Origin of the sequence: Pseudomonas sp. FSL R10-1339 (assembly GCF_009600545.1) — a bacterium.
Lineage (GTDB): Bacteria > Pseudomonadota > Gammaproteobacteria > Pseudomonadales > Pseudomonadaceae > Aquipseudomonas > Aquipseudomonas bubulae.
Genome location: NZ_WIVQ01000034.1, coordinates 12628 through 32532 on the forward strand (window position 1 = coordinate 12628; position 19905 = coordinate 32532).

A 19905-nucleotide genomic window follows, 5' to 3' on the forward strand; every position below is an offset into this window, starting at 1 on the left:
ATAACTCCTACAAAACGACGAGGCCTTACCCGTGGACAAAATTCTTCATCAACCACTGGGCGGTAATGAAATGCCGCGCTTCGCCGGCATCGCCACCATGATGCGCCTGCCCCACCTGCAATCGGCCGCCGGCCTTGACGCTGCTTTTGTCGGTGTGCCCCTGGATATCGGCACTTCGCTGCGCGCCGGCACCCGCTTCGGGCCCCGCGAAATCCGCGCCGAATCGGTAATGATCCGCCCGTACAACATGGCCACCGGCGCCGCCCCCTTTGATTCATTGTCGGTTGCCGATATCGGCGATGTGGCGATCAACACCTTCAACCTGCTGGACGCCGTGCGCATCATCGAAGAGGCCTACGACGAAATCCTTGAACACGATGTCATCCCCATGACCCTGGGCGGTGATCACACCATCACCCTGCCCATCCTGCGGGCCATCCATAAAAAGCACGGCAAGGTTGGCCTGGTGCATATCGATGCCCATGCCGATGTAAACGATCATATGTTTGGCGAGAAAATCGCCCACGGCACCACCTTCCGCCGCGCCGTGGAAGAAGGTCTGCTGGACTGTGACCGCGTGGTGCAGATCGGCCTGCGTGCCCAGGGCTATACCGCTGAGGACTTCAACTGGAGCCGCAAACAAGGGTTCCGCGTGGTGCAGGCCGAAGAGTGCTGGCATAAATCCCTGACGCCATTGATGGCCGAAGTGCGCGAGAAAGTCGGTAACGGCCCGGTGTACCTGAGCTTTGATATCGACGGCATCGACCCGGCCTGGGCGCCGGGCACCGGCACCCCGGAAATCGGCGGCCTGACCACCATCCAGGCAATGGAGGTGATCCGCGGTTGCCAGGGCCTCGACCTGGTCGGCTGCGATCTGGTAGAAGTCTCGCCGCCGTACGACACCACCGGCAACACTTCATTACTGGGCGCCAACCTGCTCTACGAAATGCTCTGCGTGCTGCCCGGCGTAGTACATCGATAAGGACATCTCTGCGGTGCCAGCAAGCCTTGCGCTTATGGCACCAAGCCACCGTGCTTTAGCTGCATCCATAAAAAAAATAATCGGAGATTCGCCATCATGGCTCTAGATCTACTGGTCGTCCTTATCTACGCAGCGGCAATGCTGGTGCTCGGTTACTACGGCATGCGCAAGGCCAAAACCCACGAAGACTATCTGGTTGCCGGACGAAATCTGGGACCCACGCTGTATATGGGCACGATGGCCGCCACCGTTTTGGGCGGTGCCTCTACCGTCGGCACCGTGCGCCTGGGCTATGTACACGGGATTTCCGGCTTCTGGCTATGTGCCGCTCTGGGTTGCGGGATCATCGCGCTGAACCTGTTTTTGGCCAAGCCGCTGCTCAAACTGAAAATTTTTACCGTCACCCAGGTGCTGGAAAAACGCTACAACCCGATGGCCCGCCAGGCCAGTGCAGTGATCATGCTGGCCTACGCACTGATGATCGGTGTGACCTCAATCCTGGCCATCGGCACCGTCCTGGAAGTGCTGTTCGGCCTGCCTTTCTGGATCTCGGTATTGATCGGTGGTGGCGTGGTGGTGATCTACTCCACCGTGGGCGGCATGTGGTCGCTGACCCTGACCGACATCGTGCAGTTCGTGATCAAGACGGCCGGCCTGATGTTCGTGCTGCTGCCCATCTGCCTGTACCGCGTCGGCGGCTGGGACGAACTGGTGAGCAAGTTGCCAGCCTCGAACTTCAGCTTCACCAGCATCGGCTGGGACACGATCATCACCTACTTCATGATTTATTTTTTCGGCATCCTGATCGGCCAGGACATCTGGCAACGGGTGTTCACTGCCAAAACTGCCAAAGTGGCCAAGTATGCTGGCACATTCGCCGGGTTCTACTGCATCCTCTATGGCCTGACCTGTGCACTGATCGGCATGGCCGCACACGTGCTGATTCCCGATCTGGATAACGTCAACAACGCCTTTGCCGCCATCGTCAAAGTGTCGCTGCCAGACGGTATTCGCGGGTTGGTGATTGCAGCAGCACTGGCGGCCATGATGTCCACCGCCAGCGCCGGTTTGCTGGCAGCCTCCACCGTACTGACCGAAGACCTGTTGCCAAGGCTGCGCGGCGGCAAGCAGTCGAGCCTGCGGATCAACCGCCTGTTTACCCTGCTGACGGGCATTGCCGTACTGGGTATCGCGCTGGTGGTGTCTGATGTGATCAGCGCCCTGACCCTGGCCTACAACCTGCTGGTGGGCGGCATGCTGGTGCCATTGATCGGCGCGATTTTCTGGAAACGCGCCACTACAGCGGGCGCCATCTCCAGCATGAGCCTGGGTTTTATCACCGCATTGATCTTCATGATCAAGGACGGCCTGGACGCCAACACCCCGATCTACTACAGCCTGGCCGTGGCACTGGCAAGCTTTGTGCTGGTCAGCCTGATAGATCGGCGCCCTGTGGCGGTGGCCAGCGTCGCCTGAGAAGGTCTTCTTGAGCGGGTCCGACGCTCCTGTTCGTACCCGTTTTTCTGCCGATCTCATTTCATACAACCGCAAACACCAATACCCCGCCCACGCAGCGCCTTGTCGCTGCCAGCCCATTAGTCAGTCCAACTACGCTTGAAAAGCGGCTACAGGGGATGTAGCCGCTCAACTTCAAACTACCTGTGATTGATTAAATGGACTTAACACCATGACCCACTTCAAGACGTACCTGGCTATTGCCGTGGTGGCCACCACCACGATGCTCACCGGCATGAATGCTCAAGCCGATGTCACCACACTGACATTCGAGATCATCAACAACACCTCCGGGCCGCTCAAACTCAATCGTTCAAACTGGAACCTGTCGCTGGTCGAACCTGGCTACTTTGATGTCGACCCGTTAAGCGAGCATTCGATTGCAGTCAGCTATAAAACCAGCTTCGGCTACCCGCGCAAAACCCCTGCGATACTTCGCGAAGTCTTTTCATACGCCAATGGCAATCGGGAATGCACCTTCAACACAGCACTGCGGGTTACCCAGTCATTTGGCGTATTCAAACCCACACTGAGCTCTACACGATCTGCCAGTGCAACCTCGACGGGTATGGATGATGCGAAATGTGAAGCGCGAATAACGGAGAAAACAGACCAGGCGCCGCTAAACTACAGCGTGCGTTTTACCATGGGCTGACAAGCCCTGATGGATGGGGGCAGTTCACACTGCCCTTGTGTTGCCTGCAGCCCTTCACCCCTCTCGCCGGCAATCACCGGGAGCCGTGAACAGCACGCGACGCAAACGCAACTTTAGCGGCGACGTTGCGGACGACGACGCGGATCCTCGACAGGGATAGGCACAGGTTGCATTGGCGGCTCGATCAGGCCGAGGGCCACGCCCAGGTCATGGAGCCAGGTTTGCAGTTTGTCTTTCATATATCCCCCTTGGGGTCACTCGAGCGACGGGAATTCAGTGGTCGCTTCGTACAGATAATAGTCCTAAGTACTACAAGATGCTTGCTTAAGGTCAATGAACTTTAGGCTAAGTCGCCCCATACATCGGATTCAGGCCAGCACTTGAAGTTGCAGCGATTAATCATGAACTGGCAGCGAACGGGCCTGTTGCAGCTGTATCCAGGCATTCAGGTTTGCCCCCGTCATGCCTTTTCGCCACATCAGCCAGGTCGTGGCACATGCAAAAGGTTGTTTCAAAGGGTGTACACGGACATTTTCACGCCCCGGCAAGCTGGCCAGCATCGAAGCCGGCATCAATGCGACCCCCGACCCCGCCGCCACGCACGCCAGCATGCCTTGATAGGATTCAATCTCCATTACCCGGCCCATGGCTGCGCGATCACTGGCGTACCAGGCTTCAAGCCGGGCCCGATAAGAACAGCCCTGGCGAAAAGTAAACACTTCACGCCCCTGCACATCCTTGGCGTGGGTGATCTGCGGATGATCCAGATCACTGATCAGTACCAGGCGCTCGTCACAAAACTCCACCCCGTCCAGGCCTGCCAACTCCAGCGGGCCATCCACCAGGGCGGCATCCAGGCGCCCGCCCAGCAGCCCTTCGAGCAACTCGCCGCTGGGTGCCGATTGCACATGCAGATTCACCGCCGGGTAGGTGCGATGGTAGTGCGCCAGCAGGTTCGGCAAATGGATTGCCGCAGTGCTGTACATGGTGCCCAGGGTGAACTTTCCCGAAGGCACGCCACCCTGCACGGCGCTCAGCGCTTCATCGTGCAGGGCAAACAAACGTGCGGTGTAGTCCAGCAGCACCTGCCCTGCCGGAGATAACTGCAAGCGCTGACGCTCACGCATAAACAGTTCGACCCCCATCTGCTCTTCCAGTTGCTTGAGCCGGGTCGACAGGTTGGAAGGCACTCGGTGCAGACGCTCAGCCGCACGGGTGATCGACCCTTCTTCAGCCACGGCCTGAAAAATACGTAATTGGCTGAACTCCACACGATTCTCCAAAACAGAATAAGTAGATCACTATTATTCATTTCTAGAGAAAGTCAAATGCCACTAGCCTGACGGTCATTGTTCACTATCGGGAAATCCCAGCATGTCACCCCTGATTCGCCTGCTCGCCAGCCTTGTTGCACTCATGATGGCCATGGGCATTGGCCGTTTTTCCCTGACGCCGCAACTGCCGCACCTGATCAGCGAAGGCCAGATCGACCTGACCGGCGCAGGGCTGATTGCCGCCGCCAACTACCTGGGTTACCTGCTCGGCGCCCTGGATGCCATGCGCGCCAGGCGCCCCGACCAGGTGCGTAACCGATTGCATACAGGCCTGTGGCTGTGCGTTGGGCTGACGCTGGCGTCGTACTGGGCCCAGGGGTTTTGGGCGCATCTGTTATTACGATTCGGCTCCGGGATCGCCAGTGCCTGGGTGATGGTGATGATCACCGCACTGAGTCAGCACATCGCCATCACCGCCAACCGACCGCGTCTGGGCGCTCTGGTTTTTGCCGGGCCCGGTCTCGGGGTGATGCTGACCGGACTGCTGGCCCTGGCCGCCAATTTAACCGAGCAAGACTCGGCCGCGCTCTGGATGATTTATGCCCTGGCGGCACTGCTGATGTTGCTGGTGATTTTGCCCGCGCTACCGCAACCCGCTGCACTTGCCGCCCGGCCTCAAACGATGCAGCCCGATAACCGGCAACCCGGGATCGCCCGTCTGGGAGCAATTTATGGGCTCTATGGCCTGGGCTATATCATCCCGGCGACATTTTTATCCCAGATGGCCAATGCCCGGTTTCATGGCCAGTGGCAAGCCGATCTGTTCTGGCCAGCATTCGGGCTATGTGCTGCCATTGGCGTGGCACTGATCAGCTTTCGTCGGCCGCGCCCTGCTACCACGCGCTTCTGGCTGATGGGCGGGTTATGGATTCAAGCCCTTGGTGTGCTGGCGTGCCTGCTTCCGAGCAGCGCGGGGCTGGCACTTGGTGTAATCCTCTGCGGCACACCGTTTCTGGCCTGCATGCCGCTGGTGATGCAATGCTCACGGGATCTGGCGCCCAATGCCACAGCGCGCAATGCGGCCATGCTGACCGCCTGTTTCGCCGTGGGCCAACTGTGCGGGCCATTGCTGGCTGCACTGAGCAGCCATTTCAGCGGCGGCTTGCAACCGGCACTGATCATCGCGACCAGCGGGCTGCTGCTAGCGGGCACTCTGGCCTGGCAGTCGGTCAGCCCCCCAGCAGAGCACGCACTTTGCGACGCACCCACTGCTCGGCGCTGACAAACGTAATACCGCACAGCACCAGCACTGCGCCCACCACAAAGTTGACGCTCAGAGGCTCATGCAGCACCAGCACACCGAATGTCACTCCGAACAGCGGGGTCATGAAGGAGAACACCGCCAAGTTGGAAGCCATATAACGCTTGAGTAACCAGAACCACACCAGATAACTGAAGAACGACACGACCAGCCCTTGAAACAGCACACTGGCCACCGCCACGGTGGTCAGGCTGACGTGGCTGATCTGGCCGCTGAAAGCGGCAATCACCAGCAGGCCGAAAAAACCGACAATCAACTGATAGAACAGGGTCAGGGTCACAGGTGCCTCCGACAACCGCGAGCCGCGCACCACCACCGTGGTCGCGCCCCAGGCCATGCCCGCCAGAATGGCGTAGGCATCGCCCAGCAGCACGTTGCGGTCCATGTCAGCAAACGACATACCGCCCGCGAATGAGAAGGCAATCCCGGCAAACGCAAGCAATATCCCCAGCCATTGCAAAGGCCGCAAGCGCTCGCTGGGCAACAGCCAGTTAATCCCGAGTGCGGTGAAAATGGGCGCGGTATAGAGAAATACCGACATATGCGCGGCACTGGTCAGTTGCAGGCCTTCGGAAATAAAGAAGAACTCCAGGCCGAACAGGCTGCCTGCCAGCAAACCGCCACGCCAGGTGGCAGGCACTTGGCTCCAGCCACCCTTCCAGCAGATCAGCAGCCCAACCAGCAGTGCTGAAATACCGGAGCGCATGGCGGCCTGCATCACGGGTGCGATATCGGGTGCCGCCAGCTTGATGATGACCTGTTGCACACCCCAGATCAGGCACAATCCCAGCATCACTTGCAGTGCGAAAGCATCCGTTGCTCGCCGCGAAACACTCATAGTTCACCCGAAAAAAGCCACACCTAAAAAGGTCGAAAACAATCAGGACGCCAGCTTGCGTGCCGCCCAATAACCCGACAGGGCTGCAAGACAGGTCAGTAACCCGCCCCAGGCCATGTCCATCAATGCCAACTGGGGCGACCAGCCTTGCAGCGTGGCCCAGTTAGTCATGTCATAGGTGCCATAAGCCACCAGCCCGAAAAACGCACCTGCCAGAGCAGCCCTGCGCGCACTGGCCCGGGCAAGGGCCGGCAATACCACAAAGAACACCACGCCCAGCACATACAGCAGGTAAAACACGATGGCCGGGCCCCACTTGGGTTGAGCCAGCATCAACGAACCCAACAGCTCTTTATAGGTAGAGCTCATAAGCAGGCCCAGCCACAGGCCGTCAAGCACCAGAAAAGCCAGTAACGCACCGATATACGCCCACACTGCCTTGCTCATGTCGCCAGCCCCTCGTGTTGGATCAGATCAGTTCGATACGGTCCGGGTGGATCGCAATCTTGCCTTCCTTGTAGAGCGCACCAATGGCTTTCTTGAAGTTGCCCTTGCTGACGCCAAAATGAGTACTGATGACTTCAGGGGCACTTTTGTCGCTCACGGCGAGCACACCGTTGTTGTCGCGCAACTTGCTGAGGATCTTCGAATTCAGGCTGCTGGCTGCTTCCTGGCCAACCGGTTGCAGGCTCAGGCTGATCTTGCCGTCCGCACGGACTTCCTTGATGTAGCCCTTTTCCTGCTTGCCCGCACGCATGAACTTGAAGATTTCATTCTTGTGGATCAAACCCCAGTGCTTGTTGTTGATCACGGCTTTAAAGCCCATGTCCGTGGCCTCGGCCACCAACAGATCAACTTCCTGGCCGACCTGATAATTGGCCGGGGTTTTGTCCAGGTAGCGGTCCAGACGGGCAGTCGCGGTGATACGACGCGTGTGCTTGTCGAGGTAGACGTGCACCACGACATATTCGCCGGCGGTCATCTGGCGCTTTTCTTCGGAATACGGCAACAGCAAATCTTTTGGTAAACCCCAATCGAGGAATACGCCGATGCTGTTAACTTCAACCACTTTCAAGCTGGCAAATTCACCGACTTGAACTTTTGGTTTTTCAGTGGTGGCAATTAACTTGTCAGCGCTGTCCAAATAAACAAAGACGTTGAGCCAGTCTTCATCTTCGCTGGGAATATCTTTTGGAATATAACGATTGGGCAACAGGATTTCGCCGTCAGCCCCACCATCCAGATACAAACCGAAGTTTGTATGTTTAACCACTTGCAAACTGTTGTAGCGACCGATTAAAGCCATGTCCAATACCCTCATTACGTAGGCGGCATTCTACCCGAGTTTAGGGGGGCAAATTGGAGTGCCGCAGCCCGCCATCCAAAAAATCTGCGAAAGGTTTGATTTATCAGGTTTTTCCAACGCGCCTTGGACGCCACTCGTCAGCCTGGCGGATGCTCAAAGGCCATCTGCGCACGGCCGGACACGTATACAAAACCTCCCACGTTATGAATTAAAACAGCGAGTTAGCCGACAATTATGCAGTCGTTCATGCTGACTCATACTGCACCGATATTATTTTACGAAGATATTTAACAAGCAATTGTCAAGTATTTCAGGTACTATCGCTGGCCAAGTTATTTTCTACAGGTCAATAGCCGCCATGCGTGTAAAAGCATCCGCCAGCAAAGCAAAGCCAGCTCCCGCTGTTGAAACCAGTGATTCCATCAATGCTCAAATCGAAGCATTCCTGAAATCCGGCGGCGAGATTCAGCAAATCAGCAAAGGCGTCAGCGGCCAAACTTTCGGCCCGTCCAAGCAAATCACGCTCGGCAAGAAGTAATACCCCCTCGCTTCATCTGGTCCTTATGCGCTTTGCCCTTCAAGGCGCTAGGACTCTCGATTTATCCCCTTTGTTCCCCTGCCCCGCCCCCGATTCGCATCGATAAATCGACGAACGGCACTTTGTTGCCGATATTCCTGCGTATGCTCCGAAGGCTCTGAATCAAGCCTTTGAGCCCAAATAGGGAGCCGATCATGCTGACACGGACGGTGTTGCTGGCCAGCACGCTGCTGACCAGCACCATTGCAGACGCACAGGTGTTTTCCCGCGAGCTGGGCGACTTCGACCTGAAGCTGGCCACCCAGCCCAGCCGCAGCATGGCCCAGGGCCTGGTCAAGCCCACCAGCCCCGGCTCGACCTTTCATGGCGGCCTGGACCTGACCCACGACAGCGGCTGGTATGTCGGGCAATGGGCGCCCACCATGGGCATCAAGCCTGGCAGCAACCTGGAAGTGGATTCGTATCTGGGTTACAAGCGCCCCTTTGACCAGACCCTGAGCTATGAGCTGGGGGTGATCCATTACAGCTACCCCAAAGTCGACTCACTGGACAGCCAGCAGATCTTTGCAGGCCTCACCGTGCTGGGCACGCGCTTTGGCGCCGCCTTCAGCAATGATCCGGGGCGCCGCGACAGTACATTGTTTGCCGATCTGGGGGTCAACCAGCCCTTTGGCATCGGCGTAAGCATGAAATACACCACCCACCAACTGGGCTCACCGGTGTCCATTGCCGACGGTGGCAGCGTACGCGCATTCAATGACTGGTCGATCAAACTCTCGCGCCCCTGGATGGGCATTGACCTCAACGTGATCTACAGCGATTCCAGCCTGGACGGCAGCGACTGCTCTGCCTACTCAGGGCAGAACACCCAGTGTGATGGCTTACTGACATTTAAGGCCGAGCGGACGTTCTACTGAAACGCCCGGGTTTTGTCGGAGCGGGCTAGCTCGCGATGCAGACGGCGCGGTTTCCCAGTCACCCCACGATAACACCATCGCAGGCAAGCCAGCTCCTGCAGACATTGCGGCGCTCACAAAATCTGCGGCGTTTCAGGCAACAAAAAACCCGGCGCAGGCCGGGTTTTTTTGTGAGCCATGCCAGCGATTTACTCAGCCGCTGGTGCTTCTGGCTTGCGGCGCTTGAGCGGCGCCATGCCGTCCTTGCTGACCAACGAAAGAGCGTCGGTCTTCGGGCGGTTGGCGATCTTGCGCTTGGTCGGTGCCTTGGCGCCCGACTTCTTCTTGACGCCCTTGGCGTCGGTCTTTTTCTTCTTCACACCAACAGCCTTACCCGAAGCCTTGACGTTTTTCGGGCCGCCGTAGACGCCTTTGACTTCCTTGATGGTACGGCGCTCGAAGCTTTGCTTCAGGTAGCGCTCAATGCTGGACATCAGGTTCCAGTCACCATGGCAGATCAGCGAGATCGCCAGGCCATCATTGCCCGCACGGCCAGTACGACCAATACGGTGAACGTACTCGTCGCCGCTGCGAGGCATATCGAAGTTGATCACCAGATCCAGGCCTTCAACGTCCAGACCACGGGCCGCCACGTCGGTAGCCACCAGAATCTTGACGCCGCCCTGCTTCAGGCGATCGATGGCCAGCTTGCGGTCTTTCTGGTCTTTTTCACCGTGCAAGACGAACGCCTTGTACTCCTGAGCCACCAGGCGACCGTAGATGCGGTCAGCCATGGCACGGGTGTTGGTGAAAACGATGGCTTTTTGATATGTCTCGTTAGCCAGCAGCCAGTTAACAATTTGCTCTTTGTGCTGGTTGTGGTCTGCCGTGATGATCTGCTGACGCGTGGTGGCGTTCAACTGGCTGACCTGGTTGAGCTGCAAGTGCTCAGGGTTGTTCAGTACCTTGCCGATCATCTCACGCAGGCCCGAACCACCGGTGGTGGCCGAGAACAGCATGGTTTGCTGACGGTTCGGGCACTCATCGACCAGACGTTGCACGTCTTCGGAGAAACCCATGTCGAGCATGCGGTCGGCTTCGTCGAGTACCAGAACTTCAACTTCTTTCAAGTCAAGGTTGCCGGCATTCAGTTGCTCGAGCAAACGGCCAGGGGTGCCGATCAGGATATCCGGCACCTTGCGCAGCATGGCCGCCTGAACCTTGAAGTCCTCACCGCCGGTGATCAGACCGGACTTGATGAACGTGAACTGCGAAAAACGCTCAACTTCTTTTAGCGTTTGCTGTGCCAGCTCGCGGGTCGGCAGCAAAATCAACGCTTTGATACTGACGCGGATTTTGGCAGGACCAATCAGACGATTCAGAATCGGCAGTACGAAAGCGGCGGTTTTGCCACTCCCGGTTTGAGCTGTAACCCGCAGGTCACGCCCTTCGAGCGCGAGCGGGATGGCCGCTGCTTGCACAGGCGTAGGCTCGACAAATTTAAGCTCGGCCACAGCTTTAAGCAGGCGTTCGTGCAGGGCGAAATCGGAAAACACGGGTGCTACCTCGAAGAAATACAAAAAATCAGCGGCATAGAGTAACGGTTTCGAGCGCCAAGGCCGAGTTACTTTGCACGAACGGCGTGAAACAAATGGTTTTTTAGGGTCTTTAGTCCAATCAGGGCCCACAAATCGCCCTGAAGTGCTCTAATCCCATGGCCATTTATTACCGGATATCGTTTTAGCTTATGGATACTCAAGCACTCTGGAGCCAAATCCAGGACCTGTGGGCCAATCTGGATCAACATCCCTGGGTTTCGGCCATACTGGGCCTGATCGTTCTCGTGGGCGTCGCCCTGCTGGCCGGTCATATCGCACGCATTATTATCCTGCGCGTGACCAAAATGCTCGGCCGCCAACCGGCCCTGCACTGGATCAATGATTTACGCGAACACAAGGTGTTCCATCGCCTGGCGCAACTGACTCCCTCGCTGATAGTGCAGTTCGGGCGCAATCTGGTGCCGGACATGAGCGACAACGGTCGCCACTTCCTTGGCAACCTGGCGCTGGCCATCACCATCTTCGTACTGACGCGGGTTATCAGTTCACTGCTGGACGCCTTGCTCGACATCTATTCGCGCACCAACTACGCCAAGACCCGCCCGATCAAGGGCTACATTCAGCTGACCAAAATGTTGCTGTATGTGTTCTCGGCCATCATCATTGTCGCGACCCTGATCGACCGCTCGCCAATGCTGCTGCTTTCCGGGCTGGGGGCAATGTCTGCGGTTATCCTGCTGGTCTACAAGGACACCCTGCTGTCGTTCGTGGCCAGCGTACAGTTGACCAGCAACGACTTGCTGCGGGTTGGCGACTGGATCGAAATGCCTCAGGTCGGGGCCGATGGTGATGTGATCGATATCACCCTGCATACCGTCAAGGTGCAGAATTTCGACAAGACCATTGTCTCGATACCCACCTGGCGCCTGATGTCCGAGTCGTTCAAGAACTGGCGCGGCATGCAGCAGTCCGGCGGCCGGCGGATCAAGCGCAGCCTGTTTATTGACGCAAGCGATGTTGCGTTCCTGACCGATGAGCAGGAGCAACGTCTGGAGGGAGTGCGCCTGCTGAGCGACTACCTGCATCGCAAGAAAGCCGAACTCAAAAGCTGGAATGAAGCCCAGGGCAACGTGGCAGCCATGTCAGCCAACCGTCGACGCATGACCAATATCGGTACTTTCCGCGCCTATGCCCTTGCCTATCTGAAAAGCCATGCCGATATCCAGCCGAACATGACCTGCATGGTGCGCCAACTGCAAACCACGCCTCAAGGCGTACCCCTGGAGGTGTACTGCTTTACCCGAACCACTGTGTGGGACGAATACGAACGCATTCAGGGCGATATCTTCGACTATCTGCTGTCAGTACTGCCCGAGTTCGGTTTAAGCGTGTACCAGCAACCAAGCGGCAATGACCTGCGCAAGGGGCTGTTGACCAGAATACCGATCGAAGAGTGATGTGTAGCCGCTAAGGAGTACAGAGAGGCTGCGAGAATCTGAAAGCCCTGCGGGGCTTGTCGCAGCCTCTTGTCTCGTCAGCGGCTACATGTTCAGGCGTGCTTGAACTGCGGGTCGCCAGTGAGTTTGAACAACAACTCGATGCCCTGCGGCCAGGTGCCATAGCCACCTTCGCCATTGATATGCCCGGCATTCTCCAACCATACCAGTTCACTCCCCCAGGCCTGGCTGAAGGCCTCGGCCCGCTCGCGGGTGACATAGGGGTCGTTGGTACTGGCTACGGTGATGGCATCAAAAGGCAGGGTATTGAGCGGCATGGGGCTAAAGCCTGAGGTCCCGGCCGGGTAGCTGTCGGCCTCGGTATCACTGGGTGCCACCAGCAACGCCCCGCGCACCCGCCTTGCCTCCTTGGGGTGCTGCTGGGCCCAGCGGGCTATCAGCGTACACGCCAGACTGTGACCCACCAGCACTACGGGGCGCTCGCTCTTGGTGATTTTTTTATGCAGGTTCTGCACCCAGTCAACACAGGCGGGGGTTTCCCAATTGTCCTGCTTGACCCGATGCAAACCGCTGTAGCGCTGCTCCCAGTGAGATTGCCAATGCTCTGTTCCTGAATTGAACAGGCCCGGCAAGATCAACACCCTGACTGTCATTCCGACTCTCCCTTAAGGCGATAGATGGACTGAGATTGACCTTAGACCGTCACAGCCCTGCGGTCTAGCCGGCTTATCCAGACGGCAATCAATATCACCAGCCCGCCCAGGAACAACCGCCCCAGAGGCTCGTGTTGATTCCAGATCAACAGGCTGAAAAACAGACCTACCGGCACATGCACGTTGTTCATGACCGCCAGGGTCGCGCCACTGACCATGCACGCGCCCTTGTTCCACCAATACAGGCCAAGTGCAGTGGAGACCAGCCCCAGAAACACCAGCACTCCCCACTGCAAGGGGGCTTCAGGCCAGAAATCGGCTTTGCCGAACAACACAAAAGCAGGCAGTACCACAGCCAGCGCACCCAGATAGAAGTAACCGAAGCGCCGGTAATGCGGCAAATCGCTCGGGTAGCGTGCGACCAGATGCCGGTACATCACCTGACCGGCGGCATAAGTGAAGTTGCCCAGTTGCAGGAGCAGGAAGCCCTTGAAAAATTCGGGGCTGATGGTGTCAAAACGAATGACCGCAGCCCCCATAACGGCGACCAGTGCCGCAACAAGCGCCCACGGGTTGAAACGGCGGTTGATTGCATCCTCGATTAGGGTCACGTGCAGGGGGGTCAGGATGGTGAACAACAACACCTCCGGAACCGTAAGCACTCGAAAACTCAAGTACAGACAGACGTAGGTGACACCGAACTGCAGCGCCCCGATCAACAGCATGCCGCGCATGAAACCGGGTTCGACCTGACGCCAGCGTGTGAGCGGAATAAATACCAGCCCCGCCAGTACCACACGCACCAGTACCGCAAAGTAACTGTCGACGTGCCCCGCCAGATACTCGCCAATCAGGCTGAATGAAAACGCCTGAATCAGGGTAACAATTAACAGATAGCCCATGAATCTCTCGCTCAAAAACCGTAGTTGCCTGTTCGTTTACGCCGTGGCGAATTCGAAAGAATGGGCGACCTTAGCGGGTTTGCCGGGGAAGTAAAATGCTGGCTTGCCAATCTCATCCGCTCCAGGGCAATTGAGACCTCAGGGCGCACAGCACTAGAAACCGGTCAGCCGCTTCCATTCCTGCAGGGCGTCCGGGCCCAGCGGCCTGAACAACGCCGGATCGTGAAAGAGTGCCTGCTGGATCTCAACCAGGTTCATGGTTGCGCTTTGACTCATAAACGGCACCAGTTGCCCGTGCCACAGGGCTCCGTCCGCGGTGAAATAGCCGCTTTTGTAGGGCCGTCCGGGATAAATCTGCGAGTAGATTTTTTCCGCGAAATAATCCACCACACTTTCATCATAATTGACCCCCTCCCCGGAAATGACCTGCAAACCGGCTCTGCGATGAGAGGCCGCATGGACATACTCATGCACTACCGTGGAGCGCACCTTGTCGGAGTCCACCAGACCGTTTACCACATAATCCGGATGATCCGTGGCGATATGGATCTTGCCTTGCGGGGAGGTCCAGGCGACAGGGCTGGCTTTCGCAGAGGCCGCGTCGTAGGGGATATCCATCCTGACCGCCAAATCACTGGCCGTTGTCGAAATGACTTCAACGCCCTCCAGTTCAACATTGAACCGGGTGCGGATTTCCTGCTCAATTCGCTTGAAGTCGATGCCGCTCTCAACCTGCCAGGGGGTACTCGCCGGCAGCTTGTTCAGGTTGCGGTAAAGCTGCGGCCCGTCCGGCTCCGGGGTGAACAGAATCTCGGGGGCGGTCTCCCATTTCGATCTTGGCTTGGGTTGCAGAGTAATCTGCGGGGCCAGGTCCCAGACACCTGAGGTCTGGCCCTGAGCTGGCCTATACACAACAAAGGGGCCAGCCTGTTCACCATCCGTATGCAACTGCCAGAGTCTGTTTCTGACCCGCACCACCTCATAAGCCTCGGGTGGATCTCCAACCGCGATATAGGATCTATTGTTGAAGGTATGGACACCTGTTGTCGTATCGGGCTGCCGCCCTTTCAATGAAACGTCGCTGCGCCGGAATGTGGTCATGTCCCCCAATGAGGCCAGCCCGTTATCGTCCTGCAGTCTCCAGGTATGCAAACTGGCGGTCTCTGGCACTTCATCTCCCCCGCCCTTGATCCCTCTTCTTTTCCATTGCCCCGCAGCTCCCGCTTCAGGCTTGGCAATTACCCCGCTGCTGAGCAGTTGCGAGGGATTGTCAGGACTTCTGACTCGCAGCAAGTAATAACCATCGGGAAGATCAGGGCTGGCAGAAACAAAGAATTTTTGCTGGCCGAAATGTACTGACCGGGCGCCTGAGGCCAAGCGCGGCCCATAGGGAAGACTGGATACAGGATCAATCAGGCGGTAATCACTGGTCGTGACGCTGCCCGTGTTGCGAACCTGCACGTTTTTAACATCACTGACCGTACGCAGCTCATCGCCCTGAGCCACAGGCTTCCAGGCCCCGGGATCCGCGACCGTTACCAGCCCCTGTTTAATGTCGTAACGCGCCACGCTTGAAAGGCTGGTCACTTGCCTGAAGTGCCCGAGACCTTTCTCAGCCAGACAAGCACCACCCTCAAGCAGTTTGGCACCGCTCCACTTGAGCAAACGGGGCAAGCCATCCAGGGGGTTCAGCTCCTGAGCCAGAGACACCAGCAGGGTTCTGGCGAGCTTGCCCATCCGGGGCAACACGGCCTTGAAACCGATCTTTCCAGCCAGGTTGATCACCCGCACTGCCCCCCCGGCAAATCTTACGACGGGGACCAAAAACAGCAGGTCCAGGAGCATCCCGAATGCCCCCGAAGCTCTGCGTTTCTGATCATCCGAAAGCAGATCCTCGATGCCCCCCCAGAAAGGCGTAATCGCCTTTAGCAATGACAGGGCAGGATGTGCCTGGTCAAAAGCCGTCACTCCCCGGGCAGCCGCACGAGCTTGCCCCTTGTCGATATAGAGCGGAATCAGCCTGGCAATCTGTTTGCTGCGCAAGGAGTTGAACGTATCGGGCAGATGGCTGCTCGTCTCGTCTCCCGCTGGCACGCTACCAAGCTCCTCAATAATCAGCCTGGATCGGGAGGTCTCATGGGGCATGGGTTTGTGCCCGGTCCGATAGGCATTTTCGTCAATATTCAAAACCGTGCCATGCCGAAAAGTGTGGACCCAGGTGTGAATACCGATTTTCTTTGGAGCGATTACGCCTCCTACCAGCAATGGCTTGAGCCTTGGACTCTCTTGTATGTGCAGCGCCCTTGGGAAAATCTCGTAGAGATCACAGGTTTCTTTTTTGCACACTTCGAGAATAAACCCCTGACGCAACATCAGTGAATCCGTGATTTCGGGGCTGTCCTCACTGACACTGCCGGTACTTTCAGCTCTGACACGCAATACCCTGACATGGCTGTATTCAATGTCCTGACGCTGCCGCGGGGGCAGGCTGTCCAGTAAAAACCTGACAACCGCCTGTTGTGCTGCCACAAGCGCCGCCTCATAGGCATTGTACTGCCGGTTGAATTCCAGCTCGATATTCACCGGCAACTTCTTGAGCCGTGAGAAGCGCTCGGCACTTGCACGAACCTCCTCGGCACTCGGTATGGTGGCTGATGTGTAGGGCGGAAAATCCAGCTCCAGATGCTTGCCGGCAGCGTAAAGCTCAAACAGCGGCATTCTGCCCCTGGCAGCCGTGAACTCGCTGAAATAGGGATTCAGGCCGCGCCGGGCCAGCTCTTTTTTTGCAATTTCAAACCTGTTGGGGGCAGGTTTGAACAGGTCATTGGTTGCTTTGAAAATCGCGTGTTCATACGCATCCAGCGCTTGAACTGCGCGCTGGATCTCCACGCTGGAATAAGCAGCCAGGGGCATTTTTGGTACAACGCCATGCAGGGCCGCCCAGGCCATCAGTGGAGGCAGGCGCAAGGCAAGAATGGCTGAAGACTTCTCGCGGAGCAGAACCTGTTCCTGCTCGTTTGCTTTGGCGGAAAAAACGAGCCCCTGCCCCTGCTTGCCAGGCAACAGGATGACTTCCTGAAATGTCATGCGCAGTGTCGAGCCTGGCTCGATGGCATGCGCCAGTTCGGCACCATGGCGCAGGTTGACCCAACTGGGCGAACCGTAAGTCAGTTCGCCAGGAATATCGCGGACACTGAAATCCGGTGGCATGGCCGTTCGCAACAACCGCGCCAGCAACGCGGCAAACGCCGAGGATGCAGCTTGTCGCGAAGTAAGCAAAAAGGTCTCAAAATCGCTGCGGATCCACGCATAGGTCCTGCCCCATAGACGATCCGAGTGCAAATCGTAACCGGCCACTTCACTAGCCTGCGAGTATCGCAGCACAAGAGCCTTCCAGACCAGTTGGGTACATAGCGTCACCGGGCTGGTCTCACCATCGCGTGCACCATGCCACCCCAGGACCTTGAGCAATTCGCGACCGAGACACTGACCGCATTCTGAAGTCAGCAGCTGTTGCAGCGCGACTGCAGGCCTGGTGTGAGCGAACCGGGCAGGGTCAAAATCAGGCAGGTAATGTGCCAGCAATTCCAGCGGAGGCAGAGCGTTAACACCTTGTGAAGGCTGCCGGGACGATATAAAACCCTTGCCGGCATTCAGCAGCTTTCGCTCCTGATCCGCAGTGAGAAGGCAGTCAATCAGGGGCGTGCCCCGCTCCATACCCATACACCGAACTGCATACTGCTCTTCAAGATCGTTCAGTGCCTGCAGCCTGGCAGGAGCCGTAGTTGGGCCAGCCGGAATGACACGGTAGTACTCGAGCATTTCCGGCAGAGTTACGGACTCACCGTAATCAAAAAGATAGGTTTGCCCGTCACCCTGCAGGTAGGTCTCCAGATGCCTGCGCAGTCTGACCGGCAGTGTTTCGGCAAGCGGCAGGCGCTGGTACAGCACCTGTATAGCCTCGCCACGCAAGTCATCCTTGAACAACTGAAACTGGCGAATTACCTCACTGATGGCGCACTGCAGCTCTGAATGCATGGCTGGACGCAGCCTGCGCGAAGACGGTACAGCAGACTGCTTGAGCATTTCGGACATAGCCTGCAAGTCCGCCAAGGTAGCGTCTGCCTGCTGTTTGAACGTGTTTATCGGCTCATCTGGCACCGCCTCGGGTGCTACAGGCAATTGGTACTCGACAGCGATGTACCTCAATGGGCGAACAAGAGCCTGTATGCTTTCACGAAACTCCTGCGCTGCCATTTCGATGCAATTGTCACCTGCACAGATAAAGAAAAGATCTGCTTGGGCAAAAACGTTGAATGCCTCGAGATTGGCAACCATTTCACGTAGCACATCGCCGAGCGGACTGGTACTGACAAGCTGCAAATGCTCTGGATTTATCCTCCCGGCTGACAGATCTGTGACTTTGCTGTCATCGCGGTAACCCTTGAGATTCAGACTGTCCATATCGAATGGTGAAACCAGTGGCTGGATCAGGGGGAATGCCTGCACCAACCCGTCATTCAGGGCGGTGTTCCTGAACGCTTGCGCGGTGTGTTTTCCCTGTCGGGCTGACTCGCACACCTGCAGCACATGCCCGACACGAAACCTGGCCCTGAGATCAATTGCCTGCTCCAGATAAAGGGGCTCCACCGAGCCAGAACGGATCAGATGCGTACAACTGTCCTGCTGCCAGCTCAGCAATGTTGTCAGGCAGTGGGCAAAGGCATCGCCGCCGGGTACACCCGGATAGTCCACAAGCGCACGTGGACGATGGGCAAAAACAGCGTCCCGGTGGCCCAACGCAACCCCGGCTCGCAACCAGGGATGGTTTTGTGGTTGATCCAGCCAGAGCGTCATGCAGTCACTGAACTCACTGCCCGAGGAAAACTCGATCAGTCCCTGACCTGCAATCAACAGGATGACACCCGCAGGACTGTAGATGGGCAGATCCCGCGGACTGCTGGTAAGAACCAGACATCCGGCAACCCGGGCCTCGATTCCAGGCACCCGCAGAAACAGCTCATACACGCCAGGGCTGTGCAGATCCATCGCATCGCGCACGCCGCCGGTTATCCCCTTGATCATGGCCGCCCCTTCCGCCGTCAAGGTGCCGTCGCGCATACGCAGATTGGCTTCAGCAGCCCTTTGCCTGGCCATTCTGTGTGCCAGCCAGGCCTTGAGAGGCTCGTTCATCGGCAGGTCACGGGCATAGCGATTATCGGCGTCCTGCAGAAGTTTAAGCAGAACCCCAGGCTTCTCCAGACCGGAGTGACTGCGATAAAAATGGCCCGCTCTGGCCGCAGGGTATGTCCAGGCAGTCATTTGGCCGTCCGTGCTCATGCCGTCCGGATGCGCAGCCAACTCGCCGCTCTCCCTGTAGGCCGCGAACAGCTGGACAATGCTGCGGCTCTCCCATTCATGGCCGGATACCCCCAGGACGCCGAAGACAAGTCGCTGCGGATCGACACCTGCCAGCTCATGGGGCGAGGCAACAGCCATGGCCGACTTGAGCCCGTCCAGCGGTGTACCGCTATAAAAAGCCGCTACCTGTTGCTGGTAGTTCAAGCAGGCCCGGACACCTGCATCCTGCAACATGGCCACGAGCTCACTGCCGGTATTGTCGCCGCCAACAATGCGCGCCCCCAGATCCCCATAGACTCCCGCCTTGTCGAAGATACCGACCAACCCCTGAAAAACCGGCAGCTCACGGCTCGCCAGATATCGACTCAGTTCCTCACCCAGAGTCCGGGAAGTGGCGGGACTGGCAACCTGCTCGGTCTGATCCTGATTCCACACAAGCCGATAATCAGTGACATGCATTGCATCCAGGTCAAATGCTTGTGACACAAACGCAAAGCGCCGGTGCAACGTTGTGCGAAACGAATCTCTGGCGGCCGCAAGAAAAGTGGGCTGTCGGGATAGGTGGCCGGCAATGGCCAGCGCTTCTCTTTGGAGTTGCGCCTCTGGGCGGGACGAAAGCATGGACATGGCACACAGCCCTTAATCAGT

The 19905-nt window shown here is 57.5% G+C and carries 16 protein-coding genes; 7 read left to right on the top strand and 9 right to left on the bottom strand.

Going from position 1 to position 19905, the window contains the following annotated elements:
- Positions 1-31 precede the first annotated feature (31 nt).
- From speB to GHO03_RS12460, 3 genes are all read left to right on the top strand, one after another.
- Entirely contained in the window at positions 32-982 is a 951-nt protein-coding gene (speB, locus tag GHO03_RS12450) for an agmatinase (RefSeq protein WP_095002656.1), read from the top strand.
- Between the two features lie 96 nt (positions 983-1078).
- Positions 1079-2458, top strand: a complete 1380-nt coding sequence (locus tag GHO03_RS12455) for a sodium:solute symporter (protein WP_153399899.1) — start codon at positions 1079-1081, stop codon at positions 2456-2458.
- Positions 2459-2669: 211 nt separating this feature from the next.
- Positions 2670-3152 carry a hypothetical protein gene (locus GHO03_RS12460; protein ID WP_095002658.1) on the top strand — a complete coding sequence of 161 codons (483 nt, stop codon included), beginning with the start codon at positions 2670-2672 and terminating at the stop codon, positions 3150-3152.
- Positions 3153-3265: 113 nt separating this feature from the next.
- Here the strand turns inward: GHO03_RS12460 and GHO03_RS25555 are convergent, their stop codons facing one another.
- Together GHO03_RS25555 and GHO03_RS12465 are read right to left on the bottom strand one after the other, a co-directional pair.
- Positions 3266-3391: a PA1414 family protein gene (locus GHO03_RS25555; RefSeq protein ID WP_254924894.1), complete on the bottom strand. Its 126-nt coding sequence runs from the start codon at positions 3389-3391 to the stop codon at positions 3266-3268.
- A gap of 156 nt (positions 3392-3547) precedes the next feature.
- A complete protein-coding gene (locus tag GHO03_RS12465; RefSeq protein WP_095002659.1) occupies positions 3548-4423 on the bottom strand; it encodes a LysR family transcriptional regulator in 876 nt (291 codons plus the stop codon).
- 103 nt (positions 4424-4526) lie between these two features.
- Here GHO03_RS12465 and GHO03_RS12470 point away from each other — a divergent pair, with 103 nt between their 5' ends.
- Positions 4527-5708: an MFS transporter gene (locus GHO03_RS12470; RefSeq protein WP_153399901.1), complete on the top strand. Its 1182-nt coding sequence runs from the start codon at positions 4527-4529 to the stop codon at positions 5706-5708.
- Here GHO03_RS12470 and GHO03_RS12475 read toward each other — a convergent pair.
- The 3 genes from GHO03_RS12475 to GHO03_RS12485 are packed head-to-tail and all read right to left on the bottom strand — an operon-like array spanning position 5656 to position 7891.
- Positions 5656-6585, bottom strand: coding sequence for a DMT family transporter (locus GHO03_RS12475; protein WP_095002661.1), 930 nt, complete (start codon positions 6583-6585; stop codon positions 5656-5658). The genes GHO03_RS12470 and GHO03_RS12475 overlap by 53 nt on opposite strands.
- 42 nt (positions 6586-6627) lie before the next feature.
- Positions 6628-7032, bottom strand: a complete 405-nt coding sequence (locus tag GHO03_RS12480) for a DUF2177 family protein (protein ID WP_095002662.1) — start codon at positions 7030-7032, stop codon at positions 6628-6630.
- A gap of 22 nt (positions 7033-7054) precedes the next feature.
- Entirely contained in the window at positions 7055-7891 is an 837-nt protein-coding gene (locus GHO03_RS12485; protein ID WP_095002663.1) for a S1 RNA-binding domain-containing protein, read from the bottom strand.
- A 358-nt stretch (positions 7892-8249) separates the two neighbouring features.
- Between GHO03_RS12485 and GHO03_RS12490 the strand changes: the two genes are divergently transcribed.
- Positions 8250-8429 carry a hypothetical protein gene (locus tag GHO03_RS12490; protein WP_016781632.1) on the top strand — a complete coding sequence of 60 codons (180 nt, stop codon included), beginning with the start codon at positions 8250-8252 and terminating at the stop codon, positions 8427-8429.
- A gap of 194 nt (positions 8430-8623) precedes the next feature.
- Positions 8624-9346 carry a TorF family putative porin gene (locus GHO03_RS12495; RefSeq protein ID WP_095002664.1) on the top strand — a complete coding sequence of 241 codons (723 nt, stop codon included), beginning with the start codon at positions 8624-8626 and terminating at the stop codon, positions 9344-9346.
- A gap of 188 nt (positions 9347-9534) precedes the next feature.
- On the opposite strand, the gene GHO03_RS12500 is transcribed toward GHO03_RS12495, so the two are convergent.
- A complete protein-coding gene (locus GHO03_RS12500) occupies positions 9535-10881 on the bottom strand; it encodes a DEAD/DEAH box helicase (protein ID WP_095002665.1) in 1347 nt (448 codons plus the stop codon).
- A gap of 191 nt (positions 10882-11072) precedes the next feature.
- Between GHO03_RS12500 and GHO03_RS12505 the strand changes: the two genes are divergently transcribed.
- A complete protein-coding gene (locus GHO03_RS12505) occupies positions 11073-12341 on the top strand; it encodes a mechanosensitive ion channel family protein (protein WP_095002666.1) in 1269 nt (422 codons plus the stop codon).
- Positions 12342-12433: 92 nt separating this feature from the next.
- Here GHO03_RS12505 and GHO03_RS12510 read toward each other — a convergent pair whose 3' ends face one another.
- The 3 genes from GHO03_RS12510 to GHO03_RS12520 form a co-directional block, all read right to left on the bottom strand.
- Positions 12434-12994: an alpha/beta hydrolase gene (locus GHO03_RS12510; RefSeq protein ID WP_095002667.1), complete on the bottom strand. Its 561-nt coding sequence runs from the start codon at positions 12992-12994 to the stop codon at positions 12434-12436.
- Between the two features lie 41 nt (positions 12995-13035).
- Positions 13036-13896: a carboxylate/amino acid/amine transporter gene (locus tag GHO03_RS12515; RefSeq protein WP_095002668.1), complete on the bottom strand. Its 861-nt coding sequence runs from the start codon at positions 13894-13896 to the stop codon at positions 13036-13038.
- A 153-nt stretch (positions 13897-14049) separates the two neighbouring features.
- Positions 14050-19884 (bottom strand): hypothetical protein, encoded by a 5835-nt coding sequence (locus GHO03_RS12520; protein WP_153399903.1) that lies wholly within the window; start codon positions 19882-19884, stop codon positions 14050-14052.
- Between the last annotated feature and the right edge of the window lie 21 nt (positions 19885-19905).

Bases quoted from the DNA above. Each gene is read 5' to 3' on its own strand.
- GHO03_RS12455 (WP_153399899.1), top strand. From the start codon at position 1,079: ATGGCTCTAGATCTACTGGTCGTCCTTATCTACGCAGCGGCAATGCTG.
- GHO03_RS12460 (WP_095002658.1), top strand. From the start codon at position 2,670: ATGACCCACTTCAAGACGTACCTGGCTATTGCCGTGGTGGCCACCACC.
- GHO03_RS25555 (WP_254924894.1), bottom strand. From the start codon at position 3,391: ATGAAAGACAAACTGCAAACCTGGCTCCATGACCTGGGCGTGGCCCTC.
- GHO03_RS12470 (WP_153399901.1), top strand. From the start codon at position 4,527: ATGTCACCCCTGATTCGCCTGCTCGCCAGCCTTGTTGCACTCATGATG.
- GHO03_RS12475 (WP_095002661.1), bottom strand. From the start codon at position 6,585: ATGAGTGTTTCGCGGCGAGCAACGGATGCTTTCGCACTGCAAGTGATG.
- GHO03_RS12480 (WP_095002662.1), bottom strand. From the start codon at position 7,032: ATGAGCAAGGCAGTGTGGGCGTATATCGGTGCGTTACTGGCTTTTCTG.
- GHO03_RS12485 (WP_095002663.1), bottom strand. From the start codon at position 7,891: ATGGCTTTAATCGGTCGCTACAACAGTTTGCAAGTGGTTAAACATACA.
- GHO03_RS12490 (WP_016781632.1), top strand. From the start codon at position 8,250: ATGCGTGTAAAAGCATCCGCCAGCAAAGCAAAGCCAGCTCCCGCTGTT.
- GHO03_RS12495 (WP_095002664.1), top strand. From the start codon at position 8,624: ATGCTGACACGGACGGTGTTGCTGGCCAGCACGCTGCTGACCAGCACC.
- GHO03_RS12505 (WP_095002666.1), top strand. From the start codon at position 11,073: ATGGATACTCAAGCACTCTGGAGCCAAATCCAGGACCTGTGGGCCAAT.
- GHO03_RS12510 (WP_095002667.1), bottom strand. From the start codon at position 12,994: ATGACAGTCAGGGTGTTGATCTTGCCGGGCCTGTTCAATTCAGGAACA.
- GHO03_RS12515 (WP_095002668.1), bottom strand. From the start codon at position 13,896: ATGGGCTATCTGTTAATTGTTACCCTGATTCAGGCGTTTTCATTCAGC.
- GHO03_RS12520 (WP_153399903.1), bottom strand. From the start codon at position 19,884: ATGTCCATGCTTTCGTCCCGCCCAGAGGCGCAACTCCAAAGAGAAGCG.